We start from the raw sequence: 24,053 nt of genomic DNA, 5'->3' as shown, positions 1-24,053 counted from the left end.
AAATTATTTGATATGAGGAAAAATAAAACGCATACGCGAAATCTGCATAGCAGCCACTTTCTGCGTGGCGGAGTAATTTTCGATTTTTTCTTGCATTCTGATTTGATGCAGATTGCCGTTATGCTTAGGAGCAGATTTTTGAGGCTCGCTTGTCGCCTGTAACTCTTGCTCTGTTTTCAACGCTTCCTCTGCCTCGATGGCCGAAAGTGCAGCCTCATCTCTTGCCAAACCGAAACGCTCGATGATGGCATTGGCTTCATCTATATAATGAGATTTGTCCGCGCCATTTTCCAACACCGCATCTTCAAGCACAACCGACAAATGCTTGCCGCAATTTTCGATACGCTCTGCGATACGCGAATAAACCATCCAACGTTTCAACCTCAATGCTCCTGCATCATCATTGGGTGAAACGGCATCCAGTTTAATTAAGCCATAATGCTTGCCGTAATACAGACGGAACACCAGCTGCTTCAAACCTTCTGTTTCGTCCAGCATCCGATAAAGTTCGCGAACCAACAACAGCACACGGTCGAATGCACCTGCTTTAGACAGATACTCCGGATCATCAGAAGCAAGCGCGTAAATCAGTTTGGACAGCTTGGCGTTGAGTGCGTTATTCATCTTTTTTCCTTTTATTTTTACGTGATGGATTTCGTATTAAGAGCCGTTCCAGATGATTTGGTTGCATTGGGATAATGTAAATTATTCATGTGCAAACCATCATTCAAAACGGAATAAAATATATAAAACGGCAGATTCAAAGCGAATGTGCCGTAGTTTTTAAGTGTCGTGCCGTATTTTAACGCAAATATGCTATTTTGTTAAAAAAATACCCACATTATTTATATCCGCACCTGCAGTAAAACATTCTGGCAGTCCGCCTACTTCTTGATTAAAATAATTACCAATAGCCCAAACCCAAAAAAGGAACACATCATGAAATGGACAGATACCCAACGCATCGCCGAAGAACTCTACGACCTACACGGCGACAGCATCGATCCGAAAACCGTACGCTTTACCCAACTGCGTGATTTAATTATGGCTTTACCTGAATTTGACGATGACCCAGCACGTTGCGGCGAGCGTATTCTCGAAGCCGTGCAACAAGCATGGATAGATGAAGCAGAATAATCTTTCCTTCCTTTTCTATCAAAAAAGACCTCAGGCTGTTTTTCAGACGGCCTGAGGCCTTTATTAAATCTATTCATACAATTTCGGAAAATTTCGAAATTGACTCATACCAACCTCAAATTTATTATGCAGTCTGACAACGAATAAAAGATATGCAGAAGGTGCATAACCATGAATCACGCTCGAGAAATTAACGCATTAAATCACAGCCTTTCCGATTTGAAAGGCGATATCAACGTTTCATTCGAATTTTTCCCGCCGAAAAACGAACAAATGGAAACCATGCTGTGGGATTCCATCCATCGCCTGCAAACCTTGCACCCGAAATTTGTTTCCGTAACTTACGGTGCAAACTCAGGCGAGCGCGACCGCACTCACAGCATCGTTAAACGCATCCAACAAGAAACCGGCCTTGAAGCCGCCCCTCACTTGACCGGTATTGATGCCAGCCCTGACGAGTTGCGTCAAATTGCCAAAGACTATTGGGACAGCGGCATCCGCCGCATCGTTGCCCTGCGTGGCGACGAGCCGCCCGGCTACGAGAAAAAACCTTTCTATGCCGAAGATTTGGTCAAACTGTTGCGCTCCGTTGCCGACTTTGACATTTCCGTAGCAGCCTATCCTGAGGTACACCCGGAAGCCAAATCCGCTCAAGCCGACTTGATCAATCTGAAACGCAAAATCGATGCGGGTGCAAACCACGTCATTACCCAATTCTTCTTCGACGTGGAAAGCTATCTGCGCTTCCGCGACCGTTGCGTGATGATGGGCATCGACGTTGAAATCGTTCCCGGCATCCTGCCTGTAACCAATTTCAAACAATTGACCAAAATGGCCCAAGTGACCAACGTCAAAATCCCAAGCTGGCTGTCTAAAATGTACGAAGGTTTGGATGACGACCAAGGCACACGCAACCTTGTTGCCGCCAGCATCGCCATCGACATGGTCAAAGTCCTCTCTCGCGAAGGTGTCAAAGACTTCCACTTCTACACCCTCAACCGCAGCGAACTGACTTACGCCATCTGCCATATTTTGGGTGTACGCCCCCGTTAATAAAACAGACGGCCTCCCCATTCTGATTTACAATATCGAACATTCAGGCCATACCGGCCTGATTCAAAATTCCAACTAGGAGAGTTAACATGACAACATTACATTTTTCAGGCTTCCCGCGCGTCGGTGCCTTCCGCGAATTGAAATTCGCACAAGAAAAATACTGGCGCAAAGAAATCAGCGAGCAAGAATTGCTGGCTGTTGCTAAAGACTTGCGCGAGAAAAACTGGAAACACCAAGCTGCCGCCAACGCTGATTACGTTGCTGTAGGCGATTTCACTTTCTACGACCACATCCTCGACCTGCAAGTTGCTACCGGTGCCATCCCTGCCCGTTTCGGCTTCGACAGCCAAAACCTGTCTTTGGAACAATTCTTCCAACTGGCCCGCGGTAACAAAGACCAATTCGCTATCGAAATGACCAAATGGTTCGACACCAACTACCACTACTTGGTGCCTGAATTCCACGCCGATACCGAATTCAAAGCCAACGCCAAACACTACGTTCAACAACTGCAAGAAGCCCAAGCTTTGGGTCTGAAAGCCAAACCGACCGTTGTTGGTCCGTTGACTTTCCTGTGGGTTGGTAAAGAAAAAGGCGCTGTTGAATTCGACCGTCTGAGCCTGTTGCCTAAACTGTTGCCTGTTTACGTTGAAATCCTGACTGCTTTGGTTGAAGCCGGTGCCGAGTGGATTCAAATCGACGAGCCTGCTTTGACTGTTGACCTGCCTAAAGAATGGGTAGAAGCATACAAAGACGTTTACGCTACTTTGAGCAAAGTAAGTGCCAAAATCCTGTTAAGCACTTACTTCGGTTCTGTTGCCGAACACGCTGCTTTGCTGAAATCCCTGCCTGTTGACGGCCTGCACATCGACTTAGTACGAGCTCCTGAACAGCTGGACGCATTTGCCGACTACGACAAAGTTCTGTCTGCCGGCGTTATCGACGGCCGCAACATTTGGCGCGCCAACCTGAACAAAGTTTTGGAAACTGTCGAGCCTCTGCAAGCCAAACTGGGCGACCGCTTGTGGATCTCCAGCTCTTGCTCTCTGCTGCACACTCCATTTGACTTGTCAGTTGAAGAAAAACTGAAAGCCAACAAACCTGACCTGTACTCTTGGTTGGCATTCACCCTGCAAAAAACTCAAGAATTGCGCGTTCTGAAAGCCGCATTGAACGAAGGTCGTGATTCTGTTGCCGAAGAACTGGCCGCCAGCCAAGCTGCTGCCGACTCCCGTGCCAACAGCAGCGAAATCCACCGTGCAGACGTTGCCAAACGCCTGGCCGATTTGCCTGCTAACGCAGACCAACGCAAATCTCCATTTGCCGACCGTATCAAAGCGCAACAAGCATGGTTGAACCTGCCTCTGCTGCCGACTACCAACATCGGTTCTTTCCCACAAACTACCGAAATCCGTCAAGCACGCGCCGCCTTCAAAAAAGGCGAACTGTCTGCCGCCGATTACGAAGCCGCGATGAAAAAAGAAATCGCCTTGGTGGTTGAAGAGCAAGAAAAACTGGACTTGGACGTACTGGTACACGGCGAAGCCGAGCGTAACGACATGGTTGAATACTTCGGCGAATTGTTGAGCGGTTTTGCATTCACCCAATACGGCTGGGTACAAAGCTACGGCTCACGCTGCGTTAAACCACCTATCATCTTCGGTGACGTAAGCCGCCCTGAAGCCATGACCGTGGCTTGGTCTACTTACGCACAAAGCCTGACCAAACGCCCGATGAAAGGTATGTTGACCGGACCTGTAACCATTCTGCAATGGTCTTTCGTCCGCAACGATATTCCTCGTTCTACCGTGTGCAAACAAATCGCACTGGCCCTGAACGACGAAGTATTGGATCTGGAAAAAGCCGGCATCAAAGTCATCCAAATCGACGAACCTGCCATCCGCGAAGGTCTGCCTTTGAAACGTGCCGATTGGGATGCCTACCTGAACTGGGCCGGCGAATCTTTCCGCCTGTCCTCTACCGGTTGCGAAGACAGCACTCAAATCCACACTCATATGTGCTACTCTGAGTTCAACGACATCCTGCCAGCCATCGCCGCTATGGACGCTGACGTCATTACCATCGAAACTTCACGTTCCGATATGGAGCTCTTGACCGCGTTCGGCGAGTTCAAATACCCGAACGACATCGGCCCAGGTGTTTACGACATCCACAGCCCACGCGTACCGACTGAAGCTGAAGTTGAGCATCTGTTGCGCAAAGCCATCGAGGTTGTACCGGTTGAACGTCTGTGGGTTAACCCAGACTGCGGCCTGAAAACACGTGGCTGGAAAGAAACTTTGGAACAACTCCAAGTGATGATGAACGTAACCCACAAACTGCGTGCCGAACTGGCTAAATAATGTGAGTTAGATGAAAAGGCCGTCTGAAAATTTTCAGACGGCCTTTTTTTATTTATCGATATTTAAACCATAAAGATTAAGGCTTCAACAACTTACAAAATCCCTGTCGTTGTATGATGTTCTTCCACTCCTGATGTATAAACGTTCTTAGTATGGTGATACACAGTCTCTTTAGTCGTTTCAACAATATGGTTGGCTTCTGACAAGATATCGCTCAATGCAACTTTACTGCCGGTCGTATTCACCTTTTTCAGTGCTTCGCCGTTATGGCTATTGCCTTCAGAATACGTTTTGATGTCGTTTTCAAAGCGCAGCCATGAATCATACAGTTCGCCTTTGATGTCCGTCATGATTTTATTGTTGGCTACATTTAAAGATGCTTTGCCCTTAGGGTTGGTACTGTGTACGTCTACCAAAGCATCATTCAGAGTACCACCAAGTTTCAATGTGTTATTGGTGATGTTGTACTCTTTGGCATTGCTTTTCAAATAAGCAAATTCGACATAGCCGTCCGATTTTTCATGTACGGAAATTTTGTTGTCGTGAATCGTCACCGCACCATGCATCGCGACATTGCCATGGTGTTCTTCCACATAAACCGGTACCGCGCCTTTCATAATCTTGCCAATATCGGCATCGTTGCCGCTGATGGTAATGGTACCGCTGCCAATGCCGTTTTTAGATAAAACGCGGTCGTAGGTATCGTTGATGACGGCAATCAGATATTTGGTGGATTCACCGCTGATCTTGTTGTTTGCCATATTGAGCGTGTAATCCATTTTGCTTTCATGGTTACGGAACTCAATCGCGTAGGTCTGAATATTGTTTTGATAAACCGTCAGATTTTTAATGACATTATCGCTAATATCGAAATAACCTTTATCAGCCGAGTGCAAATCTTTGTATTGGGTATTGGTTTGCACCTGAATCCCTGAATACATGTGGTAGTACTTGCCTAAGTCATCATCAACATTCAAACGGAAGCTCGGGTCTTGGATAATGGTATTGCCGGTAATTTTGACTTTATCCATAGAAAACTGGCGGTTGTAGGCAACGATGCCATACAGCCGGTCACCCGTTAACACATTGTCTTCAATGACAATGCCTGTACCATCATGCACATCCAAGCCTTTGCGGTAGTTGTGGTCGGTTGTGTTTTTACGGTATGTGATGCCGTAATTGTAGCTACCCGCAGCCACAGCCATACCGTAGCCGGTACCGCCGTCCGCTTCGTGGCCGTTCCAATCCAAACGGTTGCCCTCGCCGATAAAGTTTTGTTGGAAACCGATCAGCGCACCGGCAACGCGGTTGTGGTGCAGATACGAATCAACAATACGGTTGTTTTCACCCAAAGGCAGCGCTTCATATTTTTCATCAATTTCGCCGCTTTGTACGCGCGCTTTAAAGGTCAGCTTTTGACCGTTTTCCGTTTCCAAAGAAGCGGTCGACGTAAACATCACACCAGCACGATTGGCTCCGGAAACCTCTACTTTGCTGATTAAAGTATTGTCCGCATCGTTCACCAAAATGCCGTTTACCTTGCCAAAATAGCTTAAGCCTTTGCGGTAAAAATCAGGGTTGGTATATTGAACCGACAAGTCGGCAATGGTTTTATTGTTTTGTCCATCAACCAAAATACCGGCAAATTCGCGGATATCGTTATGGTTGGTATCCGGATTGAACACGCCTGTTTGCGCCTTATCAAACGTTACTTTGGTTTTGCCCATGCCCGAACCAAACAAACCGCGCGCACCGGAAACAGTTTTATCCATCACAATCTGGTTGGAAATATAGTAAGTACCATCCAAAAAGACCATGGCTTTTTCTTTATGAGCCGCCTCTAAAGCCGCTTTAAATGCCTGAAGGCTGTCTTTTTTACCCTGCGCATCGGCACCAAAATCATTCACACGAACATAATTACCGTACTCTTTAGATTGATACACGCGGTATTTTCCAGATACACCGGCCCTGCTTTCGGCATGATCGTCAATTTTGTTTTCTTTGCCCGAACTGAGGTGGCTATCGTGACTCATATCGTGACTCATGGAGTTTTTTTTGCCGGCAGAAACGCTCGTGATTTTGTTATGGCCGTCTGAATCGTTCAAATTCTTTTTATGCGCAATTTCGATGGTTTCTTTTCCTTCGGCAATTCTGTCTTCCGCCTCTTTCTCTTTGCGGGCAGCTTCTTGTTTGGCTTTACGCTCTGCAATCGCTTTTTCGACTGCTGCTTTATGCGCTTCTTTTGCGCGTTCAACTGCCTGCGCTTTGGCTGCTGCGGCTTCGGCTATTTTTTTTGCTTTAGCCTCTTCGTAAATTTTTTGCCTTTCAGCCAGGACTTTTTCCATCGATTTATTGACTGGTTTGGCTGCCGTTACTTTATCGGTAGCGGCAGGTTTATTTGTTACTTTAGGCGCAATGGTGTTTTTACTGGAAACGCTGCTTGCAGAAGCAACGCTGGCCCGTGCGATATGCATTTTTGTCACAAGGCCGTCTGAAGATGATGAAGTGCTGTCCAATCTTGCAGCCTCAGCTACATGCACCGCCTCTCTCGTTACAGTATTTTTACCGCTTAATTGCTTGGGTTCTGGAAAAACCGACGGACTATCCCCCCAATTTTGAGTGTGTATCCATTCTTTTAGAGGAGAAGATGATTCGGAAGTGGTTTCAGGAGTTGAGGAGCCGTGACGAATATGGGTACGGCCAAGAGGAGCAAGTTTATGTGACATAATCAGCGTATTTCCTTGTATCAAATATCGTCCTTTCCCACCGCACAAGCGTGCAACAAAAAAGTTCGATTGAATAAAGAGGTAAGACGGATTCTGTCGTAACAGCAATTGCCTGTATAAAGGCCAAACTGAAGCTGGCCACTTTGAGAAACTCGGCAGCGTTTCCCCTTCTGCCGGTTTTCTGATTGGAAACGGTAATGGTGTATGGACAGAACCCTTGGATGACTTTTATAGGCAATCTGTCCGCGTACCATGTATCCGGTTATTTTTGACGGAAATGTATCAGAGTCCCTTTTTAATTGATTAGTTCATCCAAAGTTAAGTTATTTTTGATTTTTATAGCAAAATAAAAATGGTTTTATCTTGTATTACTTTCCTTTTTGGCGTGACAGAGTTAACCCCGCGAAGCCAAAAAGGAGGGAAATTCTAACACAACATGCCTTTAGCATTCCCAATTTAACTAAATTTACAAAATATACAAAATAAATATCTATAAATGTTTTTAACTTCATCGAAAAATCTATAAAATTCGATATTTTCAATATGTATTTTTACAACATAATTGCGCATTATATACCGATTATCTTAAAATACTACCGTTTATTTACAAAAATTAGTATTTTATTATTGCTTTCACCATCTAAAAACCAATAAAAAAAGGCCGTCTGAAAAAATATTTCAGACGGCCTTTTTATTACATGTGCTCTATTTAACAGACTTCGACCAACCAGCCGTGTTTATCTTCTGTCAAACCGTATTGAATGTCGGTAATCGCCTTACGGATTGCGTAACCGCGCTCTTGGCTCTTCACTTCGATTTCTTTGCCATCAATCACGAAAGAAGTTACCGGAGAAATGACCGCAGCCGTACCGGTCAGAATTGCCTCTGCGCCATTTTCCACAGCTGCTTTCAGCTCATCAACGGTAAAGTTGCGCTCGGTAATGGTGTAGCCCAAATCTTTGGCAACTGTCAGTACGGAATCGCGGGTAACTCCGTGCAGGAATTCGTCTGTCAACGGTTTGGTAATGATTTCATCGCCGTTAATCAGGATAAAGTTAGACGCGCCGGTTTCCTGAACGTCGCCATTCGGACAGAACAACACTTGGTTTGCGCCATATTCGGCTTTGGCTTTCAACACCCAAGGCATGGCGGAAGCGTAGTTGCCGCCGCATTTCACACGGCCCATATGTGGAGCGCAACGGATATGTTCGGTTTCCACCAAGATTTTAACGGGCGAACCGGCTTTGAAATAGTCGCCGACAGGAGAAGCCAAAATGTACAGCAAAGCAGTTTCAGAAGGAGAACCGGCTTTACCGATCACAGGGTCGGTACCGATCAAAGTCGGACGCAGGTAAAGAGCTGCTGGCGCATCAGGAATTTCTTCGGCAGAGCGTTTGACCAATTCAATCAAAGCATCCAAATAAGCCTCAGTTTCAGGGCGCGGCAGATGCAGAATATCCGCACTTTGCTGCATACGCGCGATATTGGCGGTCGGGCGGAACATCACGATTTTGCCGTTTGCCTGACGAAATGCCTTCAAGCCCTCAAAACATTCGCTGCCGTAATGCAAGGCATGCGCGCCGGGGGCGATTGTCAGGTCTTTGGAAGATTGCCATTCTACCGGCTGCCATTTACCTTCACGATAAGCGATAACGGGCATTTCAGCGTGAAAAACGCTGCCGAATACGGCTGGAACTGGTCTGCTCATGATGATTGCCTTTCTTATTCTGATGTGCAAAATAAATTAATTAAAGACTGAACAATACGCCTTTCAATATAGGTTTGACAAGTACCCGTCAGCATAAAGACACCGTCCCCCTGCCGTCTGAAACATGCCGTCCTATCCGAAATCCGGCAAATCGTTTAAACTGATACCATTTTTCAGACGGCCTGCCCCAACCGCGGCCAACTCGGAGTAACCCATGAAACTCATCTCTACCATCATCAAAATCTTGATTCTTCTTGTTTTCCTCCTGCTGGCCATCGCCAATACCCACACCGTATCCTTCTTCTACCTGCCCGGCCAAAACATCAATCTGCCGCTGATTGTCGTGCTTTTCGGTGCATTTATTATCGGCATCGTGTTCGGTATGTTTGCCCTCCTCGGCCGTCTGCTGTCCCTGCGCAGCGAAAACAACCGCCTGCGCGCCGAAGTGAAAAAACATGCCCACCTTTCCGAAAAAGACCTGACTCCAGTCAAAACCGAAACACCGGCAACGACTTCCGAAGCCACTCCCAAAGCGTAACGCCACCAATCAATAAAGGAATACCATGGACAACGAATTGTGGGTCATCTTACTGCCCATCGTCCTCCTCCCCGTTTTCTTCGCTATGGGCTGGTTTGCCGCGCGCGTCGATATGAAGACCGTCCTGAAACAGGCCAAAAGCATACCGGCAGGGTTTTACAAAAGCCTTGACGCCCTCGTTGACCGCAACAGCGGCCGCGCCGCGCGCGAATTGGCGGAAGTAATCGACCAACAGCCGCAGTCATACGACCTGAACCTGACTTTGGGCAAACTCTACCGCCAACGCGGCGAAAACGACAAAGCCATCAATATGCACCGCGCCCTGCTTGATTCGCCTGACACAGTCAACGAAAAACGCGCGCGCGTGCTTTTTGAATTGGCGCAAAACTACCAAAGCGCAGGCTTGGTCGACCGTGCCGAACAAATCTTCCTCGGCTTGCAGGAAGGCGATATGGCACGCGAAGCCCGCCAACACCTTTTGAGCATCTACCAACAAGATCGCGACTGGGAAAAAGCCATCGAAATGGCGCAGCTCTTGAGCCATGACGAACAAACCTATCAGTTTGAAATTGCCCAGTTCTATTGCGAAATCGCCCAAGCCGCGCTGTTCAAATCCAACTTCGACGCCGCCCGCTACAACATCGGCAAAGCACTCGAAGCCAACAAAAAATGTACGCGCGCCAACATCATCCTCGGCGACATCGAATACCGTCAGGGCAACTTCCCTGCCGCAGTGGAAGCGTATTCCGCCATCGAGCAGCAAAACCACGCCTATCTGAGCATGGTCGGCGAGAAACTCTATGAAGCCTATGCAGCGCAAGGCAAACAGGAAGAAGGCCTCAACCGCCTCATCGGCTATATGCAAACCTTTCCCGATCTTGACCTGATCAATGTCATCTATGAGAAGGCCCTGTTGCTCAAAGGCGAAACCGAAGCGGCGCAAATCGCTGTCGAACTCGTCCGCCAAAAACCCGACCTCAACGGCGTGTACCGCCTGCTTGGTTTGAAACTCAGCAATATGAATCCGGAGTGGAAAGCCGATGCCGATATGATTCGTTCCATTATCGGCCGCCAGCTGCAAAAAAGCGTCATGTACCGCTGCCGCAACTGCCACTTCAAATCCCAAGTCTTCTTCTGGCACTGCCCAGCCTGCAACAAATGGCAAACCTTTACGCCGAATAAAATCGAGATTTGATAAAGCGTTAAGCATCAAAAAAGGCTGTCTGAAATCTTTTCAGACGGCCTTTTTATTACGAAGCAAAATATCAAAGCGACTCAAAACACAGCCTTACACTCCGACAATATCTGCTCAACAACGCTGCTCTGCCCATGCCAACGCCGCCACAATCTGCGCCTCGATATCGGCATTAAATTCGCCGGCACGGTACGCATCGCGCAATTCTGTGCGACGGGTTTCATCTGCCGCAATTTGGTTCAATACCACTTGCGGAAATTCGTTAAACACAGGCCCGTCCTCTTCATGCCCCATCAAAAACAGCGCAGGAATTTTTTGGTTGGCACGGACGATTTCCTGTTGGCGCGGATTCTCAAAACGGCTGCTGTCGTCAAAATCGTTGCGGGCAATATAGTTGACGCAGATATTGGGGTTCAACTCCGCCATTTTTTGAATAAACGGCACAAACACGCGGCAATCCGGGCAATACGGCGCAGCGGCAAGCAGCCAGTTTTGCGGACGGCTGATCTTTTTAACCGCCGCCACCGTTTGCGCCGACAGCTCGGTCGCCTGATAGAGCTGCTGTTGTTTCAATTTATCTTCTTCGGTATCAAAATCCAAATATTCTGCATAAGTGGCCATACTTTACTCCTGTTCTGTTGTATCGGTTTTTCCTGCCACGCCGGTCAAAAGCGGAACAAGCAGATTGACGACGAGGTTTTCAAATAGCGGCTCATCAAGAGGTGATTCTTCCGAATGGCCAAACACCAGCTTCACTTCGGTATATTCTTTCTGCCCTTTGCTCATTTTGTTGCCGTTAAAAACCTCATGGGCTTTTCTCAAGGCAGCATCCCAATCCTCTTTCTTGTTGTACTCCTCCGCAGCAGCAAGGCTGGTTTTGGCAAAAAACGGCAAGGGGGTATTTTGTCCGATTCGGAAATATACCAGCCATTCTTTCAAAAGTTCTTTTGCTGTTTGTTGCTCGATGGCGGCATAGGTTTCAGTCTGCCCCAAGCTGACAATATAGGTTTGTCGGTTTGCAACGGATTTAGGGGCGACGGCGCAAAAAATCAAATGCTCCAACAAACGGGCAATGCGGTTGGGCGCATTGTCTTTCTGATTTAGGAACACAATGCGGCCGCATTCATAAAGATTACCAATGCTGCCTTGTAAAACCAAGTCGTCAAAGTGTGCCTCATAAGGTTCAGACGGCCTTTTGTTACTGCGTATCAGCTCGGCATCTACGTTTTTTGCAGATATTTGATACTGCTTCTGCCATAAACTGCCCAATTCGCCTACCGGCATCAGGCTTTCGGCATTCAGCCGAATGGCCGTATCTTCAAAATCTTCCCCTTTGCGCCGCGCATCCAAATAGGCATCGGCAATCCGACCTTCATGTTGCGGCTCAAACGGTTCGGCAGATTCCCATGCACCGTCCAGATACGGCTGATCCCAGCTTAAATTTTTCTTCAGCCAAACTTTGACAGGGTTGCGCCAAAAACTGACGAGCTCACCCTGATGAATGGCTTTGCCCGGCTCTTCCTGACTTAAGGCCTCAAGGAAAAACGGCTGCGCTTCCGCTTGCGGTTGATTCAACGCATCGGCGTAATCTTGGCGCGTACTGAAGAGGCCATCTGAAAGCGCGTCCTTTTGGAAATAACGGCGTGAGAACGCCTGCAAAGGATGATGTTTTACCCATTTCTCCGACAACTCGCGCCCGCTTTTCCCCGTCATGGCGGCAATGGTATCCAGCAGCTCGCTGATTAAAGAAGACGGCGCGAACTCGGCATCATTGCGTATATCGCGGCCGACATAAGACAAATACAGCATTTCGCGTGCGCTGATTAAGGCTTCGAGGAAGAGATAACGGTCGTCGTCGCGGCGGGCGCGGTCGCCTTTTTTCGGATGTTTGGCAATCAGGTCGAACACCGCCGCTTTGGTATTGCGCGGAAAATCGCCGTCATTCAGACCCAACAGGCAAACCATTTTAAATGGCAGGCTGCGCATCGGCACCATACTGCAAAAAGTAATGCCGCCGCTCAAAAATCCGGCTTGGCTTTCGCTGTCCAAAAAGCGGCGGATATGGCGGATAACGGTTTTACACGGCAACAATCCGTCAAATCCGGCCAACTGCGCCTCTTCCTGCCATTTCGCCAAAGACTGCTCAAACTGCTGCTTAGCGTATTGGTCGTCCGTATCCGGAGCAAACAGTTTCTCCAGCAAATCACGGCAACGCAGCACCCAGCCTTCCACATTGGCAGGCGCTTGCCATTGCGCCGCCATATCGGCCAAGGTACGGATAAATTCGGCAAAACCGCTGAACACGTCCAGCTGGTTGACATTGCTATGCCACGCGCTCACGCCCTGCCACATGCCGTTGCCGCCTTCGGGCAACATCCAGCCCAAGGCCAAACGCTCTACCGCCTGCTGCCAAGTAAAGAGGTTGTCTTTGCCCTCGCGCATGGTTTGGTCCAAACCCCAATGCACATTCAATCCGGCAACAGTCTCATGCAGCAGCGGCACATCTTCCTCGCTCAAACCGAAGCGTTGCAGCACCAACCGGCTTTCCAGCAAAGGCAACACCTTGTCCACTTCAAACCGGCTCTCCAGCAAGTCCAAAGTTTGCGCCAAAGCATACAGCAACGGCTGGCTGCGGCTGAGCTTCACATCCGAAATCGAATACGGCAAAGCCTGGCTGCCTGCCTGTTCCTGTCCAAAAACGGCTTCGATAAACGGGCTGTACGGCTCGATGTTCGGCGTCAACACGGCAATATCGTGCGGTTGCCAGTCGGGATTTTTTTGCAACACCAGCGACAGCTCTTCTTTCAAAATCTGCAATTCGCGCAAAGGGCTGTGTGCTGCAACGATTTTAATGGAGCCATCATTCAGCAGTTCGTCCGGCTCAACACACACTGGATTGCCGTCCGCATCGTGAACTTGAACCAAAGCCGGTTGCCCGCCTGCTTCGCCTTCTTCCTGTTGATACAAGCGTTCAGACGGCATGATTAAGTTTTGAATATCGTTTTGCAGGCAATGCAACAAGGTATCGTCTTTTCCCTCTTCATAAACCTGAATATCCTGCTCGGTTTCCACTTCCGACAGAAAATCAAAGAAATCGCGCCCCTGCTTGCCCAAAGAAGCCAACAGCGGATGCCCTGCCTGCGACAAGTCCGCCTCATCACCCCTTTTCAAAATCTGCGCCTCGTCGATAACTTCGCCCCAATATTGGCTGCTCGGGTTGAGTGCAAACACAAACACATCGCAATGCTTGGAAATTTGGTGCAACAGTTGCAGATACATCGGCGCCATTGTCGAAATGCCGAATACGAACAACCTTTGCGGCAAGACCGATTTATCCAACTGCGCCAACAGCTTTTCCCACAAGGCCACGCGGTGCGGCGCAGATTGGCTGCCGTCGTCCAAATAACGCCACAGCCGCGCCTGCCAATCCTCATCATCGCCCAAACCCAGCAGCTTCCCAGCCTGCCACGCATCAATCCAATCCGGTCGGTACACCAAATATTGGTCGAAAATATCCGCCATCTGTCCGGCAAGCTGATAATCCGCCGATGCCGAGCTATGCAAATAACTTTCCAGCTTCAGGCGCACGTTTTCGTATTCCGGGGCTGTCTGAAACGCTTCGCTGCGGAACAAATCCAGCAAACGCCAGCGCATGACTTCAGGCGAAAACGGACTGAGCGGCGGCACATCGGGAACCAATTTGCGCATCAGCTGCCACGCCAAACCGGCAGGCAGGCTGAACTTCAAATTCGCCGCCACGCCGAGTTCGCGCGCAAAAAACACATTCAGATAACGCCGCATACCCTGGCTCTGTACCACCACTTCTTCCTGCGCCAATACAGAGTCCAAGGGCGAAGCCTGATGAATACGCGCGCACATTTCGGCAAGCGATTCCAAACGGTCGGATTGAAAGAGATAAAACATGACATGCCATCAAAAAAACAATTACGCGCATTATAATGCCATCAGGGCAAACGGTTCAGCAGCGTATGAAAATAAAAGGCAAAAGATTACGGTAAAGGCCGTCTGAAATCGCTTTTCAGACGGCCTTTGCCGTTTAAATATCGTGGACAGCGCAAACGCTGGGCTTTGATGTATTTCTTTTTGAACTTCGGCTTTATTCGATCTTAATTCCCACACAAAATAAAAACCTGCTTCCCTCAAAGCAGGTTTTGAATCTATCTGACTCAAGCAGGCGGCAACGGCGCGCCTTCGGGATGTTTGTAGCGGTTGTACATAAACAAATATTGTTCCGGAAAACGGCGTATCCAATATTCGGTATTTTCATTGATCACGCGCGCGTCGTTCTCCTTATCGCCGTTCAATTCGCCGCGCAAAGGCTCGATGTGCAAGACAAAGCCTTTACCGTCGGGCAAACGCTCGCCGCAGAAAAACAAAGCCTTCACGCCTTTGACTTGCGCCAGCTTGCCCGCCAACGTCATGGTGTAGGCAGGTTTGCCGAAAAAGTCCACCCACACGCCGTCGCCACCTTCTTCGGGAGACGGTACATGGTCCGGCAACACAATGGTCGCTTCGCCGCCGCGCAGGGCCTTGATAATTTGTTTGACGCCCTGAATACTGGTCGGCGCAGTCTTGCCTTTGCCGCGCACGCGCCCTGCCTGCATCACCGCATCAAATGCCTTAATTTTCGGCGGCTTGTACATCGCTGTCAGCGGAAACGGCAGTTGCTGGCTGATGTAGCGGCCGGCCAAATCATAGCTGCCGATGTGCGGCGTGATAAACAGCAAACCTTCGCCCGCACTCAAGGCCGTCTGAACATGTTCCCAACCGTTGACGCTGACAAACAGGTTTTCAATTTCCTCAGGCCGTCTGAAAAACGCCACCGGCAATTCCAAGCCGCCTTTTGCCGTTTCACGGAAAACTTTTTTCACCGCCTCGTCCGTCGGGTTCAAACCGGCAAGTTTCATGTTTTCGAAAACACGCCGGCGATCTTTCGACAGCACGCGGAAACCCAAACTGCCGAGCAGATTGCCTAATTTGTGCAACCAAGCCAAAGGCAGCGCGGCCAAAAATTTAAAAACAAAGGTAACAAGCGTTTGCATAAGGTTTTACCAAAATGAAGTGGACAGATTGTAAACGAAACAGGCCGTCTGAACAAAACAGACTTCGGGCAAATATATTGCGGCACACCTGCTTTTCTGCTACTATCCGCGCTGCATTAAGAGTTGGGAATTCCATGCCAACCTGCTTTTCAAACGGAAAGGTAAGGTGGACGGTTGAAAAACCGATGTGGCTCGCCAGAGCAATCCAAACCCGCTTAATGCGGGAATTTTTTTGCCTGTAAGAAACGCGCAACAGGATTCCGAAACAGCAGGCAAGTGCGAATGTTTCTCACTTGTATAGAGAAAAAGCGGAGTTTTTGTTATGATTTCCGCTGTCCGAAATAAAAGGCCGTCTGAAAACACAGCAGCCTGTTTTTAATGAAAGAATAGCAATGAGCGAATATCTGTTTACTTCCGAATCGGTATCCGAAGGCCATCCGGATAAAGTTGCCGACCAAGTATCCGATGCGATTTTGGATGCCATCTTGGCGCAAGACCCAAAAGCGCGTGTCGCCGCAGAAACCTTGGTCAACACAGGCTTATGCGTATTGGCAGGCGAAATCACCACCACTGCCCAAGTGGACTACATCAAAGTCGCACGCGAAACCATCAAACGCATCGGCTACAACTCCTCCGAGCTGGGCTTTGACGCCAACGGCTGCGCAGTCGGCGTGTACTACGACCAACAATCCCCCGACATCGCCCAAGGCGTGAACGAAGGCGAAGGCATCGACTTAAACCAAGGCGCGGGCGACCAAGGTTTGATGTTCGGCTATGCCTGTGACGAAACCCCTACCCTGATGCCGTTTGCCATCTATTACAGCCACCGCCTGATGCAGCGCCAAAGCGAATTGCGCAAAGACGGCCGCCTGCCTTGGCTGCGTCCTGATGCCAAAGCGCAACTAACCGTGGTTTACGACAGCGAAACCGGCAAAGTAAAACGCATCGACACCGTCGTCCTGTCCACCCAGCACGATCCGTCTATCGGTTACGAAGAGCTGAAAAACGCCGTGATCGAACACATCATCAAACCAGTTCTGCCGTCTGAAATGCTGACTGCCGAAACTAAATACCTGATCAACCCGACTGGCCGCTTCGTTATCGGCGGCCCGCAAGGCGACTGCGGTTTGACCGGCCGTAAAATCATCGTCGATACCTATGGCGGCGCAGCTCCGCACGGCGGCGGCGCATTCTCCGGCAAAGACCCGTCCAAAGTGGACCGTTCCGCCGCTTACGCCTGTCGCTATGTTGCGAAAAATATCGTAGCCGCCGGTTTGGCAACCCAATGCCAAATCCAAGTTTCCTACGCCATCGGCGTTGCCGAACCGACTTCGATTTCCATCGATACTTTCGGCACCGGCAAAATCAGCGAAGAAAAACTGATTGCCCTGGTTCGCGAACATTTCGACCTGCGCCCCAAAGGCATCGTCCAAATGCTCGATCTGCTGCGCCCGATTTACAGCAAATCCGCTGCCTACGGTCATTTTGGCCGCGAAGAGCCCGAATTTACTTGGGAGCGCACCGACAAAGCAGCCGCATTGAAAGCAGCCGCAGGCGTATAAAAAAATAATAAAGGTCGTCTGAACGGGAGTTTCAGACGGCCTTTTTACATCTAAATATTCAAAACCTTTTTACGGACGACACATCATATTTTCATAAAAACAGTGCAACGAAATTTTGGATTGCTATGCTGTCTTTGTGAATCTACATAAATAAAATTGAAAGAATACATCATGAAAAAATGGCTGCTGGCTGTTTTGCCTGCCACCGCACTGGCTGCTCCGCCTCAAGGCTTTTATCAAAATTACAAAGACTGGGACATTGCTTGCGACAATACCGGCACCTGCCGTCTTGCCGGATATCAGGCAGATGAAACAGAACCGCCGGTTTCTATCCTGTTTACCCGACAAGCAGGGGCGAACGCCTCCGTAATTGGCGAAGTTTCCCTGCTGCCATTTAATGACGATAACGCACAACTTGCCAACATTGCGGCACACAACGAATTGGTATTGAATGGTAAATCACTGGGCAAATTGGCGTTCAATAAAAAAGGCCAAGGCAAATTGAGCAACGCGCAAACCAGCGCCTTACTCGAAGCATTGAAAAAAGAGAGCAAAATCAGCATCCGCTCTGGAAAATATGAATGGCACTTGTCCGACCAAGGTGCAGCGGCGGCGATGTTGAAAGCGGACGAATTTCAAGGCCGTCTGAATACGCCCTCCGCGCTGATCCGCAAAGGCAACAGCAGTCAGGCCGTATTAAATCCTCAGCCCAAACCCGTAATCCGTGCCGTTGCCGTACCACAAAAAGCAAGCTATATGCTGGAACAGGACACACCGCGCCACCGCGCCGTCATGAAGCTCTTGAGCGAGAGCAACCGCGTTTCCGAAAGCGACGATAATTACTGTTATGCCCTGCACAATAAAGAGCAAATGCATTGGAACCGCAGCCTAAGTATTTATCCGCTCAACAAACAACAAGTATTGGTAGAGGCCACCTGTATCGGCGGCGCTTATCAAACCAGTGGTTACTATGCCATTGCCAACAAAGAACTGACCAAGATCGAACAAGTGCTACCGCCAATGACATACGGCGGTCATGGCGGATTTGATGAAAAAACAGCCACACTCAGCGGCAGCTTCAAAGGCCGCGGCATAGGCGATTGCTGGTCTGGCAATACGGCTGTATGGGACGGAAAAACCTTTGTCCGTAATGAGGAACACACCACCGGTTCATGCAAAGGCTTTGCAGGCGGCGCGTGGCTGATGCCTATTTTTGAAACCCGTATTGAGCGTTAAAACACGTTGAATATTTACGGCAGAAAGCAAAAGCCGTCTCAAAAATTCTCGTTTTCAGACGGCCTTTTTCCTTATACAATAGCCACTTGAATTTCTATATACATTCTGAATAAAGGATACGGATTATGTTCGGCAAACAACTTTTTGAAGAAGTCAGCTCCAAAATCAGCGAAACCATCGCCAACAGCCCTGCCAAAGACATGGAAAAAAACGTTAAAGCCATGCTCGGCAGCGCGTTCAACCGCATGGATTTGGTGACCCGCGAAGAATTCGACATCCAACAACAGGTTTTGATTAAAACCCGTACCAAACTGGCTGAATTGGAAGCCCGTTTGGCCAAACTCGAAGCTGCTCAAGAGCCTGAAGAAGCTGCTTTGAAAGCTGCTGAAGCCGCTGCGGAAGAAGCTGTTGCCGAAATCAAACAACAAACCGAAGCTGCCGAATAAGGCCGTCTGAAACATGTCGCTTGCTTTGGTTTACAGCCGCGCCTTAAGCGGCATGAATGCGCCGTTGGTCGAAGTGGAAGCCCACCTTGCCAACGGTTTGCCACATTTCAATATCGTCGGTTTGCCTGATACTGAAGTCAAAGAAAGCCGCGACCGTGTGCGTGCCGCCATCATCCAAAGCGGCTTCGACTTTCCCGCCAAGAAAATTACCGTCAACCTCGCACCGGCCGACCTCCCAAAAGAATCAGGCCGTTTCGATTTGCCAATTGCCTTAGGCATTCTTGCCGCATCGGGACAAATCAACCCTGAAAAGCTCTCGCAATATGAGTTTGCCGGAGAATTGGCGCTGTCCGGCCTGCTGCGTCCCGTACGCGGCGCGCTGGCCATGGCATGGCAGGGAATGCAGGCAGGCCGTTCGTTCGTCTTGCCGCAAGAAAATGCCGAACAGGCTGCCGTCATGCGCGGTATCGCGGTTTATGGTGCGCGTTCTTTAGGCGAAGTGGCCGCACATTTAAACGGTATCGAACCGTTGATACAAACTGAATGCAAGCTGACGCAAAGGCCGTCTGAACAAAGTAAAATTCCTGATTTAGCCGATGTCAAAGGCCAACATACCGCCCGCCTTGCTTTGGAAATCGCAGCGGCAGGCGGACACAGCCTGTTGATGATGGGCCCTCCGGGTACGGGCAAGTCCATGCTTTCGCAACGTTTACCCGGAATCCTTCCGCCTTTGACCGAAGACGAATTGGTCGAAGTATGGGCTTTGCGTTCGCTTCTGCCCAACCATCAACAGCAACTCGACAGCAACCGTCCTTTCCGCAGCCCTCATCACAGCGCCAGCTCGGCTGCCATGGTGGGTGGCGGTTCAGACCCACGTCCGGGCGAAATTTCATTGGCGCACCACGGTGTGTTGTTTTTAGACGAATTGCCCGAGTTTGACCGTAAAGTATTAGAAGTATTGCGCGAACCTTTGGAAAACGGCGAAATCCATATTTCCCGCGCCGCACGCCAAGCAGTTTATCCAGCCAAATTCCAACTTGTCGCCGCCATGAACCCCTGCCCTTGCGGCTATCTTGGTCATCCGTCCAAACCTTGCCGTTGCACGCCTGAAAGCGTTGCCCGCTACCGCAACAAAATTTCAGGGCCATTGCTCGACCGTATTGATTTAACCATCGAAGTACCCAGCCTTTCTGCTGCCGAGTTGATGCAACAAGAAGCAGGCGAATCCAGTGCCACCGTATTGGAACGCGTTACCGCCGCACGTAAAATCCAATACAACAGACAAGGCAAAGTCAATGCAGAACTGAGTGTCGGCGAGCTTGATGGCAAAGCCCGCATCCAAAAAGAAGCGCAAGAAGCCTTGGGAACCATGCTCGAAAAACTGTCCCTTTCCGCACGAAGTTTCCACCGCATCATGCGCGTCGCCCGTACGCTGGCCGATTTGGCAGGCGACGAAGAAGTCAGCAAAACCCATGTGATGAAAGCCATCGGCTTCCGTCGCGCCCTTTAACTTTTCAGACGGCCTGAATCTTTATGTTTAAGTAAAACTAGAGTAAACAAAGCATCAGGATTTTGCCGTCTATAACGGTTATTGATAAAATATCGAATCCAAACTCAGACAGTCTCCTTTCAGGCCATCTGAACACATTATTACAAGGTAAGTCATGAAAAAATCTACACAATATGGTAAAGGCTTGGCCGGTTTCTTTTTCGGCCTGATACTGGCAACAGGTATTATTGCCGGTATTTTGTTCTTCTTGAACCAAGGCAACCAAAACGTTTTCAAAGAGCTGACTCAGCCTAAACAAAGCGAAGAACCTGAAATCCTGAAACCTCAGGACAAAGCAGAGAAACGCCCAGCTACCGACACTTCATCTACCCAAGCAGATGAAGAAAAAGCCAAAGCAGAAAAAGAAGCGGCAGAGAAAGAAGCCAAAGCTAAAGAAGAGGCTGAAAAGGCCGCCAAAGAAGCTGAAGAAAAAGCTCAAGCAGAAAAAGAAGCTCAGGAAAAAGCCGAACAAGCAGAACGTGAAGCCAAAGAAAAAACAGAGCAAGCCGCTGCTGATAAAGCCGAACGCGAAGCTAAAGAAAAAGCTGAAAAAGCTGCCGCCGATAAAGCCGAACGTGAAGCCAAAGAAAGAGCAGACAAAACTGCTGCCGACAAAGCCGAACGCGAAGCTAAGGAAAAAGCTGCGAAAGCTGAAGCAGAAAAAGAAGCTACTAAGAAAAAACTGGCCGAGAAAAAAGCCGAGTTAGAGAAAAAACGCGCAGAAAAAGCCAAAGCAGAAAATGAAGTTGCCGATAAAGCTGCTAAAGACAAAAAAGCAGCCGACCAGCTGACAGCCAAACAAAAAGAGCGTGCCGAGCGCAAACTGGCCGAGAAAAAAGCGGCCGAAGCCAAGAAACAAAACAAGCCGACACCTGAGCAAATCCTCAACAGCGGCAGCATCGAAAAAGCACGTAAAGCAGCAAATGCCTCTGCAACAAAAGAAAGCAGTAACGCTGCAAGTAAACAGTCAGCAGAAAAAGCCGAAGCAGCTGCCAACAGCGGTAAAAAAGCATTCCTGCAGCTTGGTTCATATGCAGACCGCTCCAGCGCAGACTCACAACGTGCAAAACTGGCTATTTTAGGTGTATCTTCCAAAGTGGTGGAATCGCAAAACGGCAACAAAACCATTTACCGAGTTCAAAGTAACACCATGCCGCAGGAAGCTGCTGTAAAACTGCAAAAAAACCTGCAAGGCCATAATATCAACAGCTTGATTCGTTCTAGCAAATAATGGAATCACTGATGAAGCAGCGTATAAAACAAACCATTGCCGCACTCAGCCTGAGCCTGCTCAGCCTGAGTGTGCAGGCTGCTACCGAAGGTGTGGACTATACTGTTCTTAGTCGTCCTATCCTGCAGCAACAAGCCGGAAAAATTGAAGTACTTGAGTTTTTCGGCTACTTCTGCGTTCATTGTTACCATCTCGATCCGGTTTTGTTGCAACACAGCAAAACCTTCGCTAAAGATGTTTCCTTACGGACAGAGCACGTCGTTTGGATGCCTGAAATGTTGGGTTTGGCCAAGGTGGCCGCAGCCGTCAATCTTTCAGGTTTGAAATATCAAGCCAATCCAGTCATCTTCAAAGCAGTTTACGAACAAAAAATCAACCTGGCCGATACCAATGTATTCCGATCATGGGTGGGCAAACAAACAGGTTTTGACAGTAAAAAACTGCTTCAAGCCTACAACAGTCCTGCTGCCGCATCGGCTGCTGCAAAAATGCAGCAATTGACGGAAACTTATCGAATTGAAAACACACCAACTGTCATCGTCGGTGGTAAATACAAAGTCAATTTCAGCGGTACCGACTGGAAAGCCGGTATGAAAACCATAGACGAGCTCATCGTCAAAGTCCGCCGCGAACAATCCTCAAAACCACTTTAACTATTCAACAAAAGAAAGACGGCCTCAAGGCCGTCTGAAAACTTATGGACATTCTGATTTTATTTAAAGCACTAATTCTCGGTATCATCGAAGGTTTAACCGAGTTTCTCCCTATTTCCAGTACCGGTCACTTGATTGTATTCGGTGACTTAATGAACTTTCAAAGCAACGGAAAAGTATTTGAAATTGCTATTCAACTTGGTGCCGTATTAGCCGTCGTATTTGAATACCGCCAACGATTTACCCATATCATAAAAGGACTGGGTAAAGAACGAACAGCCAATCGCTTTGTACTGAATTTATTTATTGCATTCATACCGGCTGCGGTTGTGGGTCTATTGTTCAGCAAACAAATCAAATTACACCTTTTCAACCCAATTACCGTTGCTACCATGCTGGTACTGGGTGGTTTCTTCATTTTATGGGTTGAAAAACGCCAAGCAACAGTCAAACCCAAAGTCAATCATGTAGATGATATACGCCCAATCGACGCATTTGTTGTAGGATGCGCCCAAATTTGTGCCCTTATACCTGGTACATCACGTTCAGGCAGTACGATCATGGGCGGTATGTTGTGGGGGCTGGAACGTAAAACAGCTACTGAATTCTCATTCTTCCTTGCTGTACCGATGATGATTGCCGCAACAGGTTACGACATCTTAAAAAACTACAAACTCTTTACCTTGCAAGATGTCGGACAAATTGCCATCGGTTTTATCGCAGCATTTATCGCCGGTTTATTGGCAGTAAAAGCTTTGCTGAAATTTGTCTCCAGTAAAAACTATGTGCCTTTTGCCTACTACCGCATCGTATTCGGTGGTCTGATTCTCCTTACTTGGATGTTAGGCTGGGTCAGCTGGAGCGAATAACCCCTCCCCCCAAAGGACGTGCCTGAGCACGTCCTTTTTCTTTATCCGCATTCTCCCTTTCGATCAGGTTTCTACCCCGTAAAAGGCCGGCACTCCGCATCATTACCCCTAAATATCTCCTCGCCGTCCGTACAGCTGCCCTTCCCCTTCATCTTTCCGCACACCACTGCCGTCAGCGACTCGTTCAAGCGCAATATCCTCGGCTCCGCCTCCCTGTCCAACGCCACCGCCTTCAAAGTAAACTTCCCTTCCAGGATCCCCTTAGCCTGACCGCTCATCCTGATACAGAAACCGCCCGCCTCCTTCACCGGCAGCTCCGGCCACTTCGTCGACGTCAGCTTAAAGCTGCCCTTTTTCGTATAGAACTGCTCCATAAAGCGCACATTTTCCAGCAGGGCGGCATGCGCCGCGCGCAGGTTGGCCGATCGAACCGATTCCCGGTAGGCCGTAAATGCCGCCGTCGCCAATATCGAAGCCACCAATATCACCACCAACAGCTGTATCAAAGAATAGCCCCTCTGTACAGTTGCCCTATTCCGTTTTCCGTCAAATGACTTTGAGTACATATCTTTATTCCCTTTATCTTTTATCCCCCTATCCAACAAGAGGCTATCCGTTTATCCCTTTACCCAATGGCCCCGTTAGCCCAAGCTCTCATTCCCGGCCCCATACAAAGCCGCCCGTCAGCCCAAACCGGCAAACGGTTCGGCCTCGGGGCGGC

19 protein-coding genes and 1 riboswitch are annotated in these 24,053 nt (G+C 48.9%); of the genes, 12 read left to right on the top strand and 7 right to left on the bottom strand.

What is annotated here, in order from left to right; translation table 11 throughout:
• Window positions 1–3 precede the first annotated feature (3 nt).
• Window positions 4–624: a hypothetical protein gene (locus ACTHS8_RS07620; RefSeq protein WP_063075916.1), complete on the bottom strand. Its 621-nt coding sequence runs from the start codon at window positions 622–624 to the stop codon at window positions 4–6.
• A gap of 315 nt (window positions 625–939) precedes the next feature.
• Here ACTHS8_RS07620 and iscX point away from each other — a divergent pair, with 315 nt between their 5' ends.
• From iscX to metE, 3 genes are all read left to right on the top strand, one after another.
• Window positions 940–1,137: a Fe-S cluster assembly protein IscX gene (iscX, locus tag ACTHS8_RS07615; RefSeq protein WP_003682097.1), complete on the top strand. Its 198-nt coding sequence runs from the start codon at window positions 940–942 to the stop codon at window positions 1,135–1,137.
• A gap of 171 nt (window positions 1,138–1,308) precedes the next feature.
• A complete protein-coding gene (gene metF / locus ACTHS8_RS07610) occupies window positions 1,309–2,190 on the top strand; it encodes a methylenetetrahydrofolate reductase (protein ID WP_063075915.1) in 882 nt (293 codons plus the stop codon).
• A gap of 89 nt (window positions 2,191–2,279) precedes the next feature.
• On the top strand, window positions 2,280–4,556 hold the full coding sequence (gene metE / locus ACTHS8_RS07605) for a 5-methyltetrahydropteroyltriglutamate--homocysteine S-methyltransferase (RefSeq protein ID WP_070583672.1): 2,277 nt from the start codon (window positions 2,280–2,282) through the stop codon (window positions 4,554–4,556).
• Between the two features lie 92 nt (window positions 4,557–4,648).
• On the opposite strand, the gene ACTHS8_RS07600 is transcribed toward metE, so the two are convergent.
• Together ACTHS8_RS07600 and ilvE are read right to left on the bottom strand one after the other, a co-directional pair.
• Entirely contained in the window at window positions 4,649–6,901 is a 2,253-nt protein-coding gene (locus tag ACTHS8_RS07600) for a right-handed parallel beta-helix repeat-containing protein (RefSeq protein ID WP_440373456.1), read from the bottom strand.
• A gap of 1,090 nt (window positions 6,902–7,991) precedes the next feature.
• On the bottom strand, window positions 7,992–8,990 hold the full coding sequence (gene ilvE, locus ACTHS8_RS07595; protein WP_440373398.1) for a branched-chain-amino-acid transaminase: 999 nt from the start codon (window positions 8,988–8,990) through the stop codon (window positions 7,992–7,994).
• A gap of 214 nt (window positions 8,991–9,204) precedes the next feature.
• Here ilvE and ACTHS8_RS07590 point away from each other — a divergent pair, with 214 nt between their 5' ends.
• Together ACTHS8_RS07590 and lapB are read left to right on the top strand one after the other, a co-directional pair.
• Window positions 9,205–9,528 (top strand): lipopolysaccharide assembly protein LapA domain-containing protein, encoded by a 324-nt coding sequence (locus ACTHS8_RS07590; protein ID WP_440373397.1) that lies wholly within the window; start codon window positions 9,205–9,207, stop codon window positions 9,526–9,528.
• A 25-nt stretch (window positions 9,529–9,553) separates the two neighbouring features.
• Window positions 9,554–10,723, top strand: a complete 1,170-nt coding sequence (gene lapB, locus ACTHS8_RS07585) for a lipopolysaccharide assembly protein LapB (protein WP_063076142.1) — start codon at window positions 9,554–9,556, stop codon at window positions 10,721–10,723.
• 114 nt (window positions 10,724–10,837) lie between these two features.
• On the opposite strand, the gene ACTHS8_RS07580 is transcribed toward lapB, so the two are convergent.
• From ACTHS8_RS07580 to ACTHS8_RS07570, 3 genes are all read right to left on the bottom strand, one after another.
• Complete coding sequence (locus tag ACTHS8_RS07580) at window positions 10,838–11,344, bottom strand: thioredoxin family protein (protein ID WP_440373396.1); 507 nt, start codon at window positions 11,342–11,344, stop codon at window positions 10,838–10,840.
• A gap of 3 nt (window positions 11,345–11,347) precedes the next feature.
• Window positions 11,348–14,647: an exodeoxyribonuclease V subunit gamma gene (recC, locus tag ACTHS8_RS07575; RefSeq protein ID WP_440373395.1), complete on the bottom strand. Its 3,300-nt coding sequence runs from the start codon at window positions 14,645–14,647 to the stop codon at window positions 11,348–11,350.
• A gap of 263 nt (window positions 14,648–14,910) precedes the next feature.
• The gene (locus ACTHS8_RS07570; protein ID WP_440363929.1) at window positions 14,911–15,786 is read right to left on the bottom strand and encodes a lysophospholipid acyltransferase family protein; all 876 of its coding nucleotides are present in this window, start codon (window positions 15,784–15,786) and stop codon (window positions 14,911–14,913) included.
• Between the two features lie 108 nt (window positions 15,787–15,894).
• Window positions 15,895–16,005: riboswitch (SAM-I-IV-variant riboswitch) on the top strand.
• Window positions 16,006–16,178: 173 nt separating this feature from the next.
• Between ACTHS8_RS07570 and metK the strand changes: the two genes are divergently transcribed.
• The 7 genes from metK to ACTHS8_RS07535 all read left to right on the top strand — a co-directional run bounded on the left by metK (window position 16,179) and on the right by ACTHS8_RS07535 (window position 23,332).
• Window positions 16,179–17,348, top strand: a complete 1,170-nt coding sequence (metK, locus tag ACTHS8_RS07565; protein WP_188209269.1) for a methionine adenosyltransferase — start codon at window positions 16,179–16,181, stop codon at window positions 17,346–17,348.
• Window positions 17,349–17,519: 171 nt separating this feature from the next.
• Entirely contained in the window at window positions 17,520–18,584 is a 1,065-nt protein-coding gene (locus ACTHS8_RS07560) for a DUF1176 domain-containing protein (protein ID WP_254322416.1), read from the top strand.
• Between the two features lie 125 nt (window positions 18,585–18,709).
• Complete coding sequence (locus ACTHS8_RS07555) at window positions 18,710–19,030, top strand: accessory factor UbiK family protein (RefSeq protein ID WP_003684455.1); 321 nt, start codon at window positions 18,710–18,712, stop codon at window positions 19,028–19,030.
• 13 nt (window positions 19,031–19,043) lie between these two features.
• A complete protein-coding gene (locus tag ACTHS8_RS07550) occupies window positions 19,044–20,540 on the top strand; it encodes a YifB family Mg chelatase-like AAA ATPase (RefSeq protein ID WP_440373394.1) in 1,497 nt (498 codons plus the stop codon).
• Window positions 20,541–20,694: 154 nt separating this feature from the next.
• The gene (locus ACTHS8_RS07545; RefSeq protein ID WP_440373393.1) at window positions 20,695–21,810 is read left to right on the top strand and encodes an SPOR domain-containing protein; all 1,116 of its coding nucleotides are present in this window, start codon (window positions 20,695–20,697) and stop codon (window positions 21,808–21,810) included.
• Window positions 21,811–21,821: 11 nt separating this feature from the next.
• On the top strand, window positions 21,822–22,463 hold the full coding sequence (locus ACTHS8_RS07540; RefSeq protein WP_440373392.1) for a thiol:disulfide interchange protein DsbA/DsbL: 642 nt from the start codon (window positions 21,822–21,824) through the stop codon (window positions 22,461–22,463).
• A 44-nt stretch (window positions 22,464–22,507) separates the two neighbouring features.
• Window positions 22,508–23,332 (top strand): undecaprenyl-diphosphate phosphatase, encoded by an 825-nt coding sequence (locus ACTHS8_RS07535; RefSeq protein WP_440373391.1) that lies wholly within the window; start codon window positions 22,508–22,510, stop codon window positions 23,330–23,332.
• A 71-nt stretch (window positions 23,333–23,403) separates the two neighbouring features.
• On the opposite strand, the gene ACTHS8_RS07530 is transcribed toward ACTHS8_RS07535, so the two are convergent.
• On the bottom strand, window positions 23,404–23,898 hold the full coding sequence (locus tag ACTHS8_RS07530) for a type IV pilin protein (protein WP_440373390.1): 495 nt from the start codon (window positions 23,896–23,898) through the stop codon (window positions 23,404–23,406).
• Window positions 23,899–24,053 lie beyond the last annotated feature (155 nt).

The organism is Neisseria sp. P0016.S008, assembly GCF_051957775.1.
GTDB classification, from domain to species: Bacteria; Pseudomonadota; Gammaproteobacteria; order Burkholderiales; family Neisseriaceae; genus Neisseria; species Neisseria flavescens_B.
Note: the sequence above shows the minus strand (reverse complement) of the source record. Positions and strands in the feature narration are given on the sequence as shown.